General features: G+C 55.2%; 13 protein-coding genes. 11 read left to right on the top strand and 2 right to left on the bottom strand.

What is annotated here, in order from left to right; translation table 11 throughout:
* Positions 1-17 precede the first annotated feature (17 nt).
* The 7 genes from NSS64_RS21655 (at position 18) to NSS64_RS21625 (ending at position 7,153) form a co-directional block, all read left to right on the top strand.
* Complete coding sequence (locus tag NSS64_RS21655) at positions 18-1,091, top strand: ABC transporter permease (RefSeq protein ID WP_341142873.1); 1,074 nt, start codon at positions 18-20, stop codon at positions 1,089-1,091.
* A gap of 30 nt (positions 1,092-1,121) precedes the next feature.
* Complete coding sequence (locus tag NSS64_RS21650) at positions 1,122-2,051, top strand: ABC transporter permease (RefSeq protein WP_341141482.1); 930 nt, start codon at positions 1,122-1,124, stop codon at positions 2,049-2,051.
* Between the two features lie 52 nt (positions 2,052-2,103).
* The gene (gene uraD / locus NSS64_RS21645) at positions 2,104-2,622 is read left to right on the top strand and encodes a 2-oxo-4-hydroxy-4-carboxy-5-ureidoimidazoline decarboxylase (RefSeq protein ID WP_341141481.1); all 519 of its coding nucleotides are present in this window, start codon (positions 2,104-2,106) and stop codon (positions 2,620-2,622) included.
* A gap of 48 nt (positions 2,623-2,670) precedes the next feature.
* On the top strand, positions 2,671-3,063 hold the full coding sequence (gene uraH / locus NSS64_RS21640) for a hydroxyisourate hydrolase (RefSeq protein ID WP_341142872.1): 393 nt from the start codon (positions 2,671-2,673) through the stop codon (positions 3,061-3,063).
* Positions 3,064-3,132: 69 nt separating this feature from the next.
* Positions 3,133-4,530, top strand: coding sequence for an allantoinase AllB (gene allB / locus NSS64_RS21635; RefSeq protein ID WP_341141480.1), 1,398 nt, complete (start codon positions 3,133-3,135; stop codon positions 4,528-4,530).
* On the top strand, positions 4,527-5,816 hold the full coding sequence (locus tag NSS64_RS21630; protein ID WP_445667848.1) for a Zn-dependent hydrolase: 1,290 nt from the start codon (positions 4,527-4,529) through the stop codon (positions 5,814-5,816). The genes allB and NSS64_RS21630 overlap by 4 nt, the downstream gene beginning before the upstream one ends.
* 104 nt (positions 5,817-5,920) lie before the next feature.
* The gene (locus NSS64_RS21625) at positions 5,921-7,153 is read left to right on the top strand and encodes a pyridoxal-phosphate-dependent aminotransferase family protein (protein WP_341141478.1); all 1,233 of its coding nucleotides are present in this window, start codon (positions 5,921-5,923) and stop codon (positions 7,151-7,153) included.
* Positions 7,154-7,699: 546 nt separating this feature from the next.
* Here NSS64_RS21625 and NSS64_RS21620 read toward each other — a convergent pair.
* Positions 7,700-8,962, bottom strand: a complete 1,263-nt coding sequence (locus NSS64_RS21620; RefSeq protein WP_341139467.1) for an IS110 family transposase — start codon at positions 8,960-8,962, stop codon at positions 7,700-7,702.
* A 265-nt stretch (positions 8,963-9,227) separates the two neighbouring features.
* On the opposite strand from NSS64_RS21620, the gene NSS64_RS21615 reads away from it, so the two are divergent.
* Together NSS64_RS21615 and NSS64_RS21610 are read left to right on the top strand one after the other, a co-directional pair.
* Positions 9,228-11,036 (top strand): adenine deaminase, encoded by a 1,809-nt coding sequence (locus NSS64_RS21615; protein WP_341142871.1) that lies wholly within the window; start codon positions 9,228-9,230, stop codon positions 11,034-11,036.
* Between the two features lie 588 nt (positions 11,037-11,624).
* Entirely contained in the window at positions 11,625-12,080 is a 456-nt protein-coding gene (locus NSS64_RS21610) for an IDEAL domain-containing protein (RefSeq protein ID WP_076076971.1), read from the top strand.
* Positions 12,081-12,152: 72 nt separating this feature from the next.
* Here NSS64_RS21610 and hemH read toward each other — a convergent pair whose 3' ends face one another.
* Entirely contained in the window at positions 12,153-13,178 is a 1,026-nt protein-coding gene (gene hemH / locus NSS64_RS21605) for a ferrochelatase (protein ID WP_341141477.1), read from the bottom strand.
* 485 nt (positions 13,179-13,663) lie between these two features.
* Here hemH and NSS64_RS21600 point away from each other — a divergent pair, with 485 nt between their 5' ends.
* Complete coding sequence (locus NSS64_RS21600; protein ID WP_341141476.1) at positions 13,664-15,967, top strand: FMN-binding protein; 2,304 nt, start codon at positions 13,664-13,666, stop codon at positions 15,965-15,967.
* A 192-nt stretch (positions 15,968-16,159) separates the two neighbouring features.
* The gene (locus NSS64_RS21595) at positions 16,160-17,116 is read left to right on the top strand and encodes a 3'-5' exoribonuclease YhaM family protein (RefSeq protein WP_076076858.1); all 957 of its coding nucleotides are present in this window, start codon (positions 16,160-16,162) and stop codon (positions 17,114-17,116) included.
* The last annotated feature ends 32 nt before the right edge of the window (positions 17,117-17,148 follow it).

Here is a 17,148-nt window from a genome sequence, read left to right as displayed (position 1 = left end):
CTGCAACGCTTACGCCGATGGCGGGGCGTAGCGGGAGGTGGTACTCCCTCAGGCTGGAATATGATTCAAGCCGTACCCGTTCACCGTGGTGGACGCCTATCCTGTCCGTTGTTCTGGCGCTCTTGCTCTGTGCCGTATTCATTGCTGCTAATGGAATGAGCCCGCTGGTCGTCTATGAGAAAATGTTTCGGGGAGCCTTCGGCACCTCCTACGGCTTCACAGAAACCATGGTCAAGGCTATTCCGCTGCTGCTCTGCGGGCTAGGCATTGCAGTAGCTTACCGGATCTCCGTGTGGAATATCGGGGCGGAGGGCCAACTGACGGTAGGCGCTATGGCGGCTACTGCGGTAACGATCTATTTCCCCGGCCTGTCTTCCTTCTGGTCTATTACGCTGATGCTGGTCTTCGGTACAGCGGCCGGAGCCTTGTGGGGCCTGATGACGGCGGTGCCGCGAACCCATTTCGGTGTCAATGAGCTGATTACCTCGCTGATGCTGAACTACGTGGCCCTGCTGGCTCTGGATTATGTAGTGTTCGGCCCCTGGAAGGACCCGAAGGGCTTCAACTTCCCGGGTTCGCCGATGTTCACGGCCGCCCAGTCCCTGCCGGTGCTTGGCAGCACCCGGCTGCATATCGGGCTGATCTTCGGCCTTGTGGCCGTGCTGATCTATTATCTGATGATCCGGTTCACCCGCTGGGGCTATGAGCTGCGTCTGATTGGTGCCAATCCCACGGCGGCCCGTTATGCGGGCATTCATATCAAAAAGCATATTATCATCGTCATGCTGATCAGCGGCGGTCTTGCCGGGATTGCCGGCATGGCTGAAGTGTCGGGGGTTACGCATAAGCTGATGCAGGGGATCTCTCCGGGCTATGGCTATACAGCGATCATCGTAGCCTGGCTTGCCAAGCTGAACCCGCTGGGTCTGATTGTGACTTCGGTTCTGTTCGGCGGCCTGATTGTAGGCGGCTATAGTGTTCAGACGATCGGACTGCCTTCGTCCATATCGGAAATGCTGCAGGGCGCGATCCTGTTCTTCCTGATTGCCGGCGATATGATTCACCGGTTCCGCATCCGCCGGAGCGCGTAACAGCATTCTCGTACAGGAGGGAGTTCACTCATGGATTTCACTACACAGTTATTAATCGCCGCCATCTCCGCCGGAACACCGCTGCTGCTGGCTACGCTGGGAGGCATTCTGACCGAACGGGCCGGTATTATCCAGCTTGGCGCGGAGGGGCTGATGCTGATGGGGGCAGTGACAACTTGCATCGTCTACATCCGCAGCGGGAATCTGATTCTTGCGCTGCTCGCGGCGGTAGCCATTACCGCTCTTCTGGGTATGGTTCATTCGTTCTTATGTGTCACCCTGAGGGCGAATCAGACGATGTCGGGCCTGGCGATGACGCTGTTCGGCAGCGGACTTAGCGCCTATCTCGGCAAGTCCATCAGCGGGATTCCGCTTCCGGGCACTTCACCGAAGCTGGATATCGAAGCGCTGAAGGCGGTTCCGGTGCTCGGGGATATTTTCGGCCGGATGGATTACCTGACCTGGTTCAGTCTGTTGCTCGTCCTTGTGTTGCATCTGCTGATTCACCATACCTCGTGGGGGCTGCATTTGCGGGCAGTCGGTGACAATCCGGCTACTGCGGACGTCATGGGCATTCGTGTGCAGCTGATCCGTTACTGCTATGTTACTGCCGGAGCGGCGCTGATTGGTCTGGCCGGTGCGGATATGGTGCTGGCCTATGCACCGACCTGGAATGAGGGGCTGACCGCCGGGCGGGGCTGGATCGCCGTGGGTCTGGTGATTTTCGCCAGATGGAATCCGCTGCGCGCTCTCTTCTGCGCCTACTTCTTCGGAGCGCTTGATTCGCTGGGCTTCCGTATTCAGCTGCTGGGGAGTGCGGTGCCGTCCTATTTTCTGAAAATGATTCCTTACGTCGTAACCATTCTCGTATTAATGTATCTGGGATACCGTAACCGCAACAAGCCCTCCGGTACGCCGGAATCGCTGGGAACGCCTTATATCCGGGAACAGCGGTTCTAGGCCGGAAGGGCGCAGGCAGCAATATGCAAATTAGAGGGATGGAGGCTGGCCTATGACTATACCGGCGGACCGGTTGACTCTGGAGCAGATGAACTCGATGGCAAAAACAGACTTTGTGGAGCAGCTCGGCGGCATCTTCGAGCATTCCCCTTGGGTAGCAGAGGAGGTGTACAGCAGGCGTCCGTTCGATTCAGTGCAGGAGCTGCATGCTACCATGCTGGAGATAGCGCGGCATTCGGAGCCGGACCGGGTGCTGGCACTGCTGAGGGCTCACCCGGATCTGGCGACAAGACTTGCAGTCAGTCCGCTCTCGGCGGCTGAGCAGCAGGGGGCCGGACTGGACCGGCTGACACCGGAGGAATTCGCGCAGCTTACCGGGTTGAACGCCGCCTATACAGCGAAATTCCGCTTTCCCTTCATCTTCGCTGTGCGGGGCAAAACTAAAGAAGAGATTCTTAGCGCTATCCGTGAGCGGGTCGGCCGTTCGCTTGAGGAGGAGCAGGAACAGGCGCTGCTGGAGATTGGTGCGATTACTCGTTTTCGGCTGGAGGATCTGCTGGGGGCGGAATAGAGGCAGGGCACTGCATATTATAGGAGGAAGGTGACGCAAATGTCTGGAATGAACGGACGGCTGACAACTCATGTGCTGGATTTGTCACAGGGCAGGCCTGCTGCGGGCCTGTCGCTTCAGCTCTGGTGGCTGAGTACCGGAGGGCCTGTGCTGCTGCGTGAGGCGGTCACGAATGAGGATGGCAGGCTGGACGCTCCGCTGCTGGCGGGAGAAGAAATGCAGGCCGGAAGCTATGAGCTGCTGTTTATGGCCGGTGATTATTTCCGGGGCGTTCAGGCTGGTGCCGGAGAACCGGAGGCTGAGGAGGAGGAGGGAGCAGGCGCTGTAATCCCGTTCCTGGACCAGATTCCGATCCGCTTCAATATGCCGGACCCGTCCGCCCATTACCATGTACCGCTGCTGGTTGCACCTGGAGGATACAGCACTTATCGCGGAAGTTAACGCGGCAGTTAAGTGTACCGCTGCACGCTGCATCTAATCTTAAGCCAATAGACCGGAGGTGGGCCTATCATGAAGGAAGAAGGTTATGAGCTTATCATCAGGAACGGACAGGTGGTCCTGCCCGGAGAAGTCCGCAGGCTTGAGATCGGGGTGAAGGATGGCAAAATCGCTGCACTGGGCGAAGTCTTACCGGCATCCTCCGGGACCAGAATTCTGGATGCGGCAGGACAATATGTGCTGCCCGGCATGATCGACATGCATGTTCACTTCAATGAGCCTGCGTTCGGTCACTGGGAGGGCTTCCGCAGCGGGTCGGCTGCTCTTGCGGCCGGCGGCTGCACCTGTTATGCGGATATGCCGCTGAACGGGAATCCGCCGACAGTGAATCTGGAGGCGCTCCGGCTGAAGGCGGAGGCCGCAGCGGGGAACTCGGCGGTGGATTATGTGCTATGGGGCGGACTGGTGCCCGGGAATCTGGAAGAGCTGGAGGGACTGGCGGCAGCGGGCGTTACCGGGTTCAAGGCGTTCATCTCGAATCCCGGCGGTGAAGGCGAGGGCCGGTTCCGTGAGGTGGACGATGATACCCTGTATCAGGGGATGCTCCGGATCGCCGCAACCGGCGGGATTCTCGCCCTGCATGCGGAGAGTGAAGCGATGACCTCGGCGCTGGGTGCGGCTGCCCTCCGTGCGGGCCGCAGCGGTGCGCGTGATTTTGCCGCTTCGCGTCCGCCGGAAGCGGAGCTGGAGGCTGTAGCCAGGGCGCTGCTGTACAGTGAGCGGACCGGCTGCAAGCTGCATTTGGTCCATATCAGCACAGCGGCAGCCCTGGAGCTGATTCATGAGGCCAAGCTGCGCGGTCTGGATGTTACCGCAGAGACCTGTCCTCATTATCTCATCCTGGATGAAGACAGCATGGAGACTCTCGGGGCGCTGGCGAAATGCGCTCCGCCCCTGCGCAGCAGCAGTGAACGGGACCGGCTGTGGACGGCGCTGGCTGCGGGCCGGGTGGATCTGGTCGCCTCCGATCACTCCCCCTGTCCGCCTGAATTGAAGCTGGCGCCCGGGCTGTCCTTCATGGAAGCCTGGGGCGGAATATCGGGAGCGCAGAGCAGTCTGGAATTGATGTTCCATGAAGGTGTTCATGTACGAGGCCTGCCGGTTACGCAGATCTCGGCGCTGCTCTCCGGGCTTCCTGCCCGGCGGTTCGGGCTGGACGGGCGCAAGGGCTCCATCACGCCGGGGCTGGATGCCGATCTGGTGCTGCTTGATCCAGATGCAGCTTATACCCTGCGTGCAGAGGATCTGTTGTACCGCCACCGGCATAGCCCTTATGTCGGAATGACCTTATCCTGCAAGGTAACGGCAACGATCTGCCGGGGCAATATGGTCTATACTGCCGCGGAAGGCGTTATTGCCGGCAGCGGAGGAGAATGGCTGCGGATCAGGCACAGCCAGCCGGGGCTATGAAGCCGCCGGTCCCGCAGGTCCCGGCCGGAGAGATGCTGAAGCTGCTGGACGAACTCGCAGCCTACAGCGCTCCGGGTCCTGGAGTTACCCGGCTGCTGTATACGCCGGAGTGGCAAGGGGTTCAGCAGTTTTTGCAGGAGAGAATGGCCGGACTCGGGCTTGAGGTCAGGATGGATCAGGTGGGGAATGTCTATGGCACACTGGCCGGTTCTCAGGTCAGCGACAAGGTCATCCTGACCGGCTCGCATATTGACACGGTGGTGAACGGCGGGCGGTATGACGGTGCTTATGGTGTAGCGGCAGCTGTAACTGCGCTGCACTATCTTCTGGAGACCTTCGGTCCGCCGCTGCGGACGCTTGCGGTGGTATCCTTCTGCGAGGAAGAGGGCAGCCGCTTTCCGCTGACGTTCTGGGGCTCGGGGAATGTGACCGGGCTGTATAGCGGGAAGGAATGTACAGACTGCGCAGATGCGGATGGGATCACGCTGGGGGCAGCGATGGCGGCCTGCGGCCTGGCAGGGGATGAAGGGTTGGCCGCTGAAGCTGCGGCGGGTCTGGAGCGAAGCTTCTGGCGCAATAATAGTCCTGTGCGCAGTGATATTGCCGCTTATGTCGAGCTGCATATTGAACAGGGGATTATTCTGGAACGGATGTCCCGGAGAATCGGGGTCGTGCAGGCTATCGCCGGACAGCGGCGGTATCTTGTCAAGGTCGGCGGGACGGCCAATCATGCAGGGACTACGCCGATGGGGTTAAGACAGGATGCACTCGCCGGGAGTGCGGAGATGCTGCTGGCGCTGGAGCGCTCCGCTCTGGCGGAGGGTGATCCGCTGGTAGCCACAACGGGGCGGCTAGAGGTCTATCCGGGTACATCCAATGTGATTCCCGGCGAAGTGCAGTTCACGCTGGATATCCGGCATAGCGAAGCCGGGGTGCTGGAGCGCTTCTGCGGAGCGGTCCTGGCGGAGTTCAATGAGCTTGGACGCAGGCGCGGCCTGACGCTTGAGGTACAGCCGCTGCTGGAGACAGCCCCGGCACACATGGACCAAGAACTGCGCGCGGCTCTTGAAGAGATCTGTCTCCGGCAGGAGAAGCCTTACCTGAGCATGGTCAGCGGTGCGGGGCATGACGCCCAGCTGTTCGCCCCGCGCTGCCCGGCTGCGATGATCTTCGTGCCGAGCCGGGGCGGGATCAGCCATTCGCCCGGGGAATATACCTCCCCGGAGGATCTCACTGCTGGACTGGAAGTACTGACGGCCATATTATATAGATTAGCTTATGAATAAGAGGCGCTGTTCACCACAGCGACGACCAAGCTTCGGGTTGTAATTCTAATTGTGTTATAAATAGCGGGATCTGATCACTTGAAAGCCTGGAGGGGGAGAGAATCATGAAGCGGTACGAAGATTTGTCGCCGTCCTTGCGGTGCATTATGACCCCCGGCCCCGTGGAGGTTGATCCGCGTGTGCTGCGGGCGATGTCTTATCCGGTGCTGGGACAATTCGATCCTGAATTCACAGAGATCATGAATGAGACGATGGAGATGCTGCGTGAGCTGTTCGCCACCAGGAATCAGTGGGCGTATCCGGTAGACGGGACTTCGCGTTCCGGGATTGAGGCGGTGATGGTCAGCCTGATTGCGCCGGGGGACCGGGTGCTGGTTCCGGTCTTTGGCCGTTTCGGTCATTTGCTCCATGAGATTGCTGAACGCTGCGGGGCTGAGGTACTCACGATAGAACAGACTTGGGGCCGTGTCTTTCCGCCGGAGGAGATAATTGAGGCTATACGGCGCTTCAAGCCGGATGTGGTGGCGATGGTTCACGGTGAGACCTCTACAGGCCGTGTGCAGCCGCTGGACGGGATCGGGCGGGCCTGCCGGGAGCAGGATGCGCTGCTGATTGTGGACGCGGTGGCGACGATCGGCGGGGTGCCGGTAGAGACAGATGCCTGGATGCTGGATGCCGTGGTCGGCGGAACGCAGAAATGCCTGTCCATCCCCTCTGGTATGGCCCCGGTGACGTACAATGACCGGGCCGAGGCCAAGCTGCTGAAGCGCAAGCAGGTAGAGCGTGGACTTAGAACTGACGCCGCTGCTGTCAGCGAGCTGCCCGTAGTGCGCAGTAATTACCTCGACCTTAGTATGCTTCAGGATTACTGGAGTCCCCGGCGGCTCAATCACCATACGGAGATGACCTCCATGCTATACGCTCTGCGTGAAGGTCTGCGGCTGGTCCTGGAGGAAGGGCTGGAAGCGCGGCATGCCCGGCACAGGTTCCATGAGCAAGCCCTTACTGCCGGACTGTCAGCTATGGGGCTGGAGCTGTACGGGGAGGCGGAGAGCAAGCTGACAGTAGTCACCTGTGTGCTCATTCCGGCGGGCATAGACGGGGAATCCGTCCGTGCTATGCTGCTGCAGCATTTTGGCATTGAGATTGCCAGCTCCTTCGGGCCGTTACAAGGCCAGATCTGGCGGATCGGTACCATGGGCTTCAGCTGCCGGGAGAATAATGTGCTGCGTCTGCTTGGCGCGCTGGAGGCCGTGCTTATCCGCCACGGGTACGCGGTACCTGCCGGACAGGGCGTTCAGGCGGCACTTGACGTATATGATTCAAAAGTAAGATAATCATACAATGCGATTTGTTTAAGTGACGGCTTGCGCCCCGGAAGGGGTGTCAGGGCCGTTTTTTCTAAAAAGATAAGAGTAAATAACAAAATTATATAAATTGAACTTAAGTATTTAAGTTAAGGGGAAAGTGGCGGAGGGGAATTTTGGAACTGGAGGAGCGGTAGCGACCGCCTCCCTCCTTATGATTCAGTTTTCTTACGCTAGCTCGCTAATTCGCAGGATTTCATTCGTTATGAATATGAATGCAGTAACGAAGCAGAGCAGGTGGGGGTTGAGGTGGCGGTACGGGCATAACCAAATAAGGGGACATAAGACAATTCCCATTAAATCCCTTTATCTGCATGCTCCATCTTTAACCTTGTGGTTTACCCTCCCATGTCTCAACGGGTCGATGCCCTTACATTCCTTCGTTACACCTATCAAGGAGATGGAGTCCGTCAGTGCTTTGTCCACGGGTCTGAGCCCTTTAGGCGGTCGTAACGGTACTCATGCTTCATGATGAATCCTGCGAATGAGCCAATTGGCAAGTGGATACTTTCGGTCTTAGGCTGCGGAGTTTACCTTGCACACATCATAGTCAGAACCATTCTTGGACATCGCTACAAGCATGCGTGCGAGCTTCCCGCACAGCTTCATGATGGACTTCATGCCAGTCATGTGTTTCACTCGTTTGTTATGCTGATGCAGCGCTCGAAATTCCGGATTGACGGAGACCATCTGAAACACGGCGATAAAGAGGATTTTTCGCAGTCCAGGTCGCCCTCGCTTCGTAATTTTCACTTGACCTTTGTAGATGCCTGAGCTGTTCTCCGACAGATGTAAACCGGCTAATCGAAGTAATTGGTTGCCGTGGGCAAAGCGGCTGAAGTCACCTGCTTCACTGTATAACGCCGCCAAGGTAATGTCATGGATCCCTTTAATCGACCGCAAGCTCTTCGTGGCGGGAATGGTTTGAAGGATGTGATGAATCTTCTCCTTCAGTAGCTCCATTTGGTCGTGAAATAACTGTAGTTGCTGTAAAAGCATCGATAGACTCAGTTTAGCTTCTTTGACCGACTCTGGGCTGCCTACCGTTCGTTGTGCCGCGTGGAGGAGAGCGACGGCGACCTTGTGGCTACCGGCACGTTTTAAACGCTTCTTCCACCCTACAATGACCTCTTGAACCGTCAAGGTGCAAAGATCGGAAGGGTGAGCAAATTCGGCTAACGTTGCCAGAGCGGTCTTCGAAGTGATGTCTTTAAAGACCTGCTGGAACTCAGGGAAGTAGATGTCCGTCCAGCGGTAGATTTGGTTGACTATACTGGAAGCTTGTTTGGAAATGTAGTCTCTGGTGGTGACCAGTTGCCGAAGCGCCTGAAACGGTCCCGTGTGCAGGTATAGGTCGCTGTAGTAGCCATTCTTGACCATGTCGGCAATCACTAAGGCATCCTTAACGTCATTTTTCGTTGGGGAGTTGTCCCGGTTTTCTTTATTGCGTTTCACCTGAAAAGGGTTGACGAGAACGAGTTCGAGTTGCTTCTCTTGAAGCCAGAGCGCCAAATTGAACCAGTAGTGACCGGTGGGCTCCACACCGAGAATGACATCGGTTTTGTGAAATTGGATCTTTAGAGCCTGCATCCACTGAAACAGCTTTTCAAACCCTTCCTGATCATTGGAAAAGGAAAGATAGGCTCCACGTTCGATGCCACGGTAGTCGGTGGCACGAGCGACATGAGTGAATTTGGCGATGTCGATCCCAACAATAAGATGATGAGGGGTAATACGTTCAATTCGTTGATTTTGTTGGGCTGATTGTTTAAACTTCATAGTAAGAGCACCTTCCTTATAGATGATTGGTTGTCGTCGTGGACACCATTTATCATAAGGAGGTGCTCGTTAAATTTCAAAGCCCAAATTTAAGGGGATACAGGAATGCTTTGTCTGCGGATTTCAACCGTTAAAAACGGGATAAATCAAGAAATCTGCAGACAACAGCGGCCGGAAGTCCAAAACTTCTCTGGAGTCACGACTCATCCCAAAACATCAAAGTCATTAGTTCAATTTATATAACAACCGGAAGGGAGTGCACATGATGACTTATACACGAAAACCATTGGCCGACTGCGTGCCTGAGCTGGTAGCTACAGCCCGGGGAGATGAGAAGGCTACACTGGTAATTACAGGCGGCAAGCTGGTCAATGTCTGCTCCGGTGAGATTCTGGACGGCATGTCCGTCGCTGTACAGGGCGGGCGCATTGCTTACGTCGGCAAGGACGTCTCCCATACGATTGGGGAGAGAACGCAGGTTATTGATGCGGCGGGCAGATACATTGCTCCCGGCTTGATTGACGGACACTGCCATATCGAGAGCACTCAATTGACGGTGACTGAATTCGCTCGCGCAGTGCTGCCGCTGGGGACGACCGGAGGCTTCTTCGACGCCCATGAGATAGCCAATGTATTCGGGCTTAAGGGAATTAAGCTGATGCTGGACGAGATGCGGGGAACACCGCTGGCTGCCTATATGCAGGTGGCTTCCTGTGTCCCTTCTGCGGGCGCAGAATTTGAGACAACCGGCGCGTCCATCGGACCGGAGGAAGTAGCGGAAGCCTACACCTGGGGTGAGGATGTGATCGCACTCGGCGAAGTCATGAACTTCCCGGGTGTAGTCTACGGCGATGAGAAGATGATCGGAGAGATCCAGGCCACGCTGCGTGCAGGACGGTATGTTGACGGGCATTTCACCTGGCCGGCGAGTGACTGGAGACTTCCGGTCTATGCCGCAGCAGGGGTGACTGGGGATCATGAGTGTGTGACAGTGGAAGATGTGATCGAACGCGTGCGTCTGGGGATGTATGCCAAAATGCGCCGCGGCTCTGCCTGGCATGATGTCGCCAAAACCATCACGGCGCATACCGAGCACGGGCTGGACCCGCGCCGGATGATGCTGGTGACGGATGACCGCAGCTCCGAATCGCTGCGCGATGAGGGGCATATGGATTTTGTCGTACGCCATGCGATCTCCCAGGGGGTGAAGCCGGTCACGGCTTTTCAGATGGCAACGATCAACACCGCCGAGCGCTTCGGCGTATCCCGCGATATCGGCTCCATCACGCCTGGCTCCTGCGCGGATATCATTCTGCTGGACGGTAATCTGGCCGATGTTCATGTGGTCATGACGATTGCTGCTGGCGTTGTTGTGGCTGAGAACGGAAGCATGACGGCTGAGCTGAGTCCTTACACCTACCCGGATGAAGTACTGGCCTCTGTGCATCTGCAGCAGCCTCCGGTTCCCGCAGACTTCGTGATTCACGCGCCCATTGCGGAAGGTGTTCTGGCCACGCGGGTTATCCAGGTCATTGAGAATCATGTGGAGACCGGCGAGCTGATCATGAGTCTGCCAGTGGCTGGATCGGAGCTGGTTGTGCAAGACGGCCTGTGCAAAATCGCTGTTCTGGAGCGGCACAAGGGAACGGGCAACAAATCCGTCGGGGTTGTGCAGGGCATCGGCTTCCGCGAGCCTGCGGCTATAGCGATGACTGTAGCTCATGACAGCCATAATGTGCTGGTCATCGGCAATGATGATGGACTGATGGCGCAGGCGGCTGCTGCCGTGGCGGATGCTCAAGGCGGTGTTGCGGTGATTACCGCTGCCGGGACCACGTTGTTCCCATTGGCGATTGCCGGACTGATGTCCGCAGAGCCGTTTGAGATTGCCGCCGCACAGTCCGCTGCCATCAGCAAAGCACTATATGATGCAGGCTGTACGCTGAACTATGCTTTTATGACCCTGTCTCTGCTGGCTCTGGCGGTTATCCCCGCACTGCGGATCTCTGATAAAGGCCTGGTGCGGATTTCTCCTGAAGAGGGAATTCAGCTGGTACCGTTGTTCGTCAGCTAAGGCAGCGGGATATCCTGCCGGAGAAGATATACTAGTAATCTAATCTTGAGCCATTCAGTCTTTCACAGACTGGGTGGCTTTTTGTTTGTTGTTTAGGAAATTAGAGTTCCTGTCTATTGTGGATGAGCTGTGCAACAATGCTATCCATACAATCGGTCGGTGAGAGAAAACGCTTAGAATTGGCAAGAGATAGGCGGAGCACCGCCAGGAAAGGAAGAGACAACATTGGATTCCACGTATAGTTCACCTAAACTCGCCGGAGGTGGGCGAACGTAGATGGAGAGCAGCAGTGCACTTGTATTAGGGTTTGATACTCCCACTTTTAAACAGCGGAGCGTGCTCCTAAGCGTCGCCGTAATTCATACTCCATATCCTGCACCACTTTGTCCTTCGTCTGTGGCCATAAAATAGACAATAATTAACCGATTTTTAGTAGCGTGAAACAGAAAATTTTAAGTTTTTATTGAAAAGCATTAACAATAGGGGCGGAAAAGACGATAATACTTTTAAATTAGTTAAAATTATTGTCGAATCAGCAAAATTCAGCATATACAGATAGTCCAAACATGAGGAACGGGGTGCATGAGAATGATGAGATTAGAAACACAGGACATCTTGAATATCACCAGGAAGCAAATTGCCGGTATTTTTAAAATGGAGCCGGTTGAACTGAAATTTGTCAATGATTATCAGGGTGAGCAATACCTGCTGACCAACGATAAGCTGCATCTCAGCAACCAGCATTATTGGGCAAAGGTCATGGATTGTGTGTTCGAGAACCATGTCAGACCTGTTCTGATGTGTGAGGTGCTCTACTTCCTGCGCAATGAGTTTCTGGAAAGTGACATTAAGCTGATGTTCTCCTATGATTTTGCGGAGGGCTCGGAGGGGGAAGCAGCGGCTTCGGCAGAGATCAGCTTCAAGGATTCGCCGGATCTGCAGCCTGATGAGATTGCCGAATTGATTGATTTTGCGCTGACTTTGCAGGATAAGCAGTGGTTCGAGGAACTGACTGCCAAATATAAACAGCTCACGGTTCAGTAATCGTACTATTTAAAATAAAACGCCCGGCTCACAGGATGATGGCATCCCTGAGACCGGGCGTTTGTGTTGTCTTCATTCGGCGGAAGACAGCCAGCCCTGGGCGGAGCAGTCTACCCGTTCTGCGAGGAAGCTGATCCATTCTTTCGTGTCGTTCAGACAAGGGGCCACCTCCAGCATCTCAGCGTTCCCGCCGCCCATGGCGAAGAGCTCCCGGCCTTCTACGGCCAACTCATGCAGCGTTTCGAGGCAGTCCGTGACAAGTCCGGGTGAGAAAATCAGCGGCCGCCGGATTCCGCGTCCGTGAAGCTCCTTCAGCGTATCCGCAGTCGACGGACCGACCCAGGTCTCCGGCCCGAAACGGGACTGGAAGGAGAGCTGCCACCGTTCCGGGGTCCAGCCCATCGCTTCTGCGAGCAGACGGCCTGTCTCCTGGCACTGCTGCGGATAGGGATCTCCGGTCTCGGCATATCGGCGGGGAATGCCATGGAAGGACAGGACATAATAATCCGGCTCTTCACTCATTGCGCGGATCTGCCGCCGCAATAAGGATTGCATCGCTGCAATGTAGCCGGGGGCATCATGGTAGGCTTCTACGAACCGCAGCGCCGGAACGAAGCGTTTGGATACCTGCCCGTAGCGGCTATGCCGTCCCAGAGCGGCGAAGCTTGCAGCTTCATAGACGGAAGCTGTTGTTGTTGAGGAATACTGGGGAAATAACGGAAGAACGATGATACGGGTCACTCCCGAAGCTTCCAGCCTGTGAAAGGCTTCGGCCATACCGGGTGTGCTGTAAGCAAGCCCCAGCTCGACTTGATAGCTGCTGCCCAGCAGGGTCTGGAGCGCAGCCTGCTGTGCTCTGGAGTGGACGAGCAGAGGCGAGCCTTCTTCCATCCAGATCTCCTGATAGAGCTTCGCGGACCGGCGCGGACGGGTGCGCAGAATAATGCCGCGCAGCAGCGGCTGCCAGAGCAGCGGATGATAATCAATAATTCTGCGGTCAGACAAAAATCGCTTGAGATAGGGGCGGACCGCCTTGGCGCTCGGGGCGTCAGGGGTTCCGATCTGAGCAAGAATAACGCCTATACACGACTGATTCATCAGCAGCTGTTACTCCCTTCCATGAACATGACATCGTTTTAAAATATCATATTCAAGCCCAATCGCACAATATAATATATCTCACGGTTATCATATGGAGGAGGATATGGGAGATTATGAGAGGTGGAAGAAGTATATATTTTGTGTTCTTGCAAAAAAGTGATGTTTCTTATAGGGTATGTGATTTTCTACACAGAGAAAAGAGTTTCAATTTTGTTACCATCAAGCCAGAAATATTCACCAGCAGCTTGAAGTCCACTTATGTGAATTAATTCACTGCAATATGTGAATTGTTTCACCTTTTGAAAGATTGTATATATAGATGAATCTTTTCTTACACGGGCTGGGCCGAGCAGGAATGAAGGAAGGAGTTGGAGACGTTCAGGAAGAGTTGGCTGCTCTTCGTAATCAGAAGGAAATGATACGGAACACAACGGTTTGAAAACGCTACATACTACTGGGGAATAATAAAGGAGAATACGCATTTGAAAAAATTAATTTCTTTGACTGTAAGCGCAGCCTTGCTGCTCGCGCCATTAGCCTACACGATTAACGCACCTGCCTTGAACCTGAAGGTGGATGCGGTTTCAGCAGCCTCGGAAGAAGCGCCGGCAGCGACTGCTAAACCAGCTCCGAAGGCCACAGCCAAACCGGCAGCCACTCCGAAGGCAACAGCCAAACCGGCGGCAACTCCGAAGGCCACAGCCAAACCGGCAGCCACTCCGAAGGCCACAGCCAAACCGGCGGCCACCCCGAAAGCCACAGCTAAACCGGCAGCCACTCCTAAGGCGACAGCTGCACCGGCAGCGACGGCTAAAGCAACTGCTAAGCCGGCAGCGACCAATGCACCGGCAGCAACCGCCAAGGCAACTGCTAAGCCGGCAGCAACAGCAGCACCAGTTACTGTGCACAAGGATGTATATCAGGATGGAGTATATGTAGCCTATGGCGATGCGTATTCCAAAGGTACAGAGGGTGCAAAGGTAACGATTAAGGACGGCAAGATCGCCGATATCGAGCTGCTCAGAACCAGCCCGAAGATCATCGACCGCAATGCCCGTGAGAATTACAGCGGTGTGTGGGCAGCCTACGGTCTGATGAAAGACAGATTGATGGGCAAAACCAGAGACGGCGCGGCTGCGGTTGACGCTGTATCCGGTGCAACCCGTACCAGCAACGGCTGGAAGCTGTCTGTAGACAGAGCTTTTGAGCGATCGCTTGCGCACCAAGCGGCTGATGCCACTTATTTTGACGGAGTCCACATGGGCGTAGATCCTGAGGCCAAATACGCAGTGTTTGCTACCTATGAAGCAAACAAGCTGACTGCGGTGAAATTGTATCCGCTGAGCGCTACCGGAGATTTCGTGGATGAGAAGACATATACGGCTGAACAGACCGCAGCGATTGCAGCAATCACTCCTGCACTGCTTGCCAAAGGTGCTGGAGCGCAGCCGGTAGCCGGCTTCGAGGCCGAGACCAAAGCCGCAGTGAACGCCTTCTGGGATGCCGAACAGAATGCCAGCATCAACAACAAGGCTGCTTATGTTGACGGATTCTACTCTTCCTACGGTACAGCAAGAAGTGTAGGCGTAGAGAGAGCGGATGTTGTGATCCGTAACGGCAAGCTGGTGGATGTGAAGCTGTTCAGACTTGGCAGCAACCTGATCGACAGAGGGGCAACCGCCTATGCCGAGGTTGTGAAGGCTAATGCTCCGATGACAGCCAAATTGCTGGCTAACGGCTCTTATATCGCTAACTATAATGAGAAGGTAGACGGGATCTCCGGAGCTACCGAGAGCAGCCACGGCTGGAATCAGGCGGTAGAGCGGGCCTTCGAGAAAGCCTTGAAGACTCCGGGTGAAGGTCAAAGCTTCGATGGTAAATTTGCCGGTGTGGATAATCAGTCCAAGGTTATGCTGCTGGTTGATATCGATGCGGATCAGGTAACGGGCATCAAGCTGAGCCTGTTCGGCGCAGATGGCAAGCTGATTGCAGATGACAAGCGTACTGAAGAACAGAAATCACTGGTCGACAAGCTGACCGCAGGACTGCTCGCAAGCGGCGTGCAGGCTCCTGATATCGCCGGACAGGAAGCCCTGTCGGCTGCTGCGAAGGCAGCGCTGGCTGATGCTTTGACCAATGCTTCCAAAGTACAAGGCACTTATAAAGACGGCACCTTCACCGCTTATGGTGATGCTTATGACAAAGGCACTAACAAAGCAGACGTTACACTGCGTAACGGCAAGATCGTTAATGTGGCTCTGTCCCGTGTAGGCATGAACATGGTGGATCTGGGCAAAGCCGCTTATGCCGAGGTGCAAAAAGCAATTCCGGTGCTGACCGCAAGCTTCCTGGCCGCAGGCACAAGAGAAGGCGCTCAGGATGTGGATGCGGTATCCGGCGCTACGAGCAGCAGCAATGCGCTGAAGGCAGCCGTTGACAGAGCTTATGGTAAAGCGGAAATTACGGAAACGGATAAGGCCGCGTATTTCGACGGGATTTTCATCGGTGCAAGTGTGGATAAGACTGTAAATGTTATGGTTACTACTAAGTATAATGTTCCAGTAACTATGGCTGTGTACTACCTGGATGATAAAGGTAAAGTAAGATATAATCTGACGGATGATGAGCTGCTGGTGAAATATGAGATCGAGAATACCTCGAACGGCAAAGGACTGCATAAGTACGGGTACCGTGCAGCAGCCTTCGGAGCGAATGATGCCCAAAAAGCCATCTCCGCCAAAGCGGTAGAAGCGATCAAAGCTGCGCTTGAATCCGCCGGCAAATAACTGAATCCATTCACTAAGGGTTGTCTTTGGCCATACAAATGGCCGGGACAGCCCTTTTTTCAGGTGCGGACATAAATAGAAATGCCGATCGTATAGTAATTTAAAGGGATTTGGGAAGGGAGTGTCAAACCTCTAATATACACAATAATATACCCAGCAGGCCCAGGCCTGTAAGTCATAGGAGGCTTCACAATGACATTAATCAAACAGCTAGCCCCGCAGGATGAATTCACCGGCTTCTATCTGCTTAGAGAACTGGTGCTGAAACAGACGAACGGGACTCCTCCCAAGGATTACTTCGATATTGTACTAGGTGATGCCAGCGGCCAGATTTCGGCCAAATACTGGGACGTCAGCGTGACGGATAAGGAGACTTTTTTCCCGATGGCGCTGGTGAAGGTCCGGGGGATGGCTCATACGTACCGCGAGAAGCTCCAGGTCAAAATCACCAAGCTCAGACTGGTCAATGAATCCGACGGGGTATCGCTGACCGACTTCATCCGCTCGGCCCCGGTGCGTCCTGTGGACCTGGTCCATACGATTAAGAACGAGATGGCGAGTATTGCCGATCCGGAGATTGCAGCGATTGTGAACTTCTGTGTAGGGAAGGTTGAGGAGAAGCTGATGCATTATCCGGCGGCCAAGACCCATCATCATGCCTATTTCGCCGGGCTTGCTTATCACATGGTCCGTATGCTGGAGATTGGGGATTTCCTGTGTAAGCAGCGTCCGTTCCTGAATCCTGATCTGATGAGAGCGGGCATTATCCTCCATGATATCGCCAAGCCGGAAGAGATGATCTCGCAGTACGGCATTGTGTCGGATTACAGTGTGCACGGAAAGCTGATTGGACATATCTCGATGGCTTCAAGCTGGATTACAGAAGCGGCCATCCGCACCGGCATTGATCTGGAATCCGAGAAGGTCATGGCACTTCAGCATCTGGTATTATCCCATCATAATCTGGGAGAGTGGGGAAGCCCGGTCCAGCCCCAGACGGCTGAAGCGGTTGCCCTGCATCATATCGATGCGATGGATGCCAAGCTGCAAATGGTGGAGGACGCCCTTGATACCACTCCGGAGACGGAGGAATGGACGCCGTTCATTAGAGGACTGGAGAATAAGGCCGTCTACCGGCTGAAGATATAACGATTGAGACCCTTGTTTCTCTGAAAATAGAG

Origin of the sequence: Paenibacillus sp. FSL H8-0122, from assembly GCF_038005345.1 — a bacterium.
Classification (GTDB): Bacteria; Bacillota; Bacilli; order Paenibacillales; family Paenibacillaceae; genus Paenibacillus_AQ.
The sequence above is the reverse complement of the archived record's forward strand: the minus strand, read 5'-3'. Positions and strand labels throughout refer to the sequence as shown.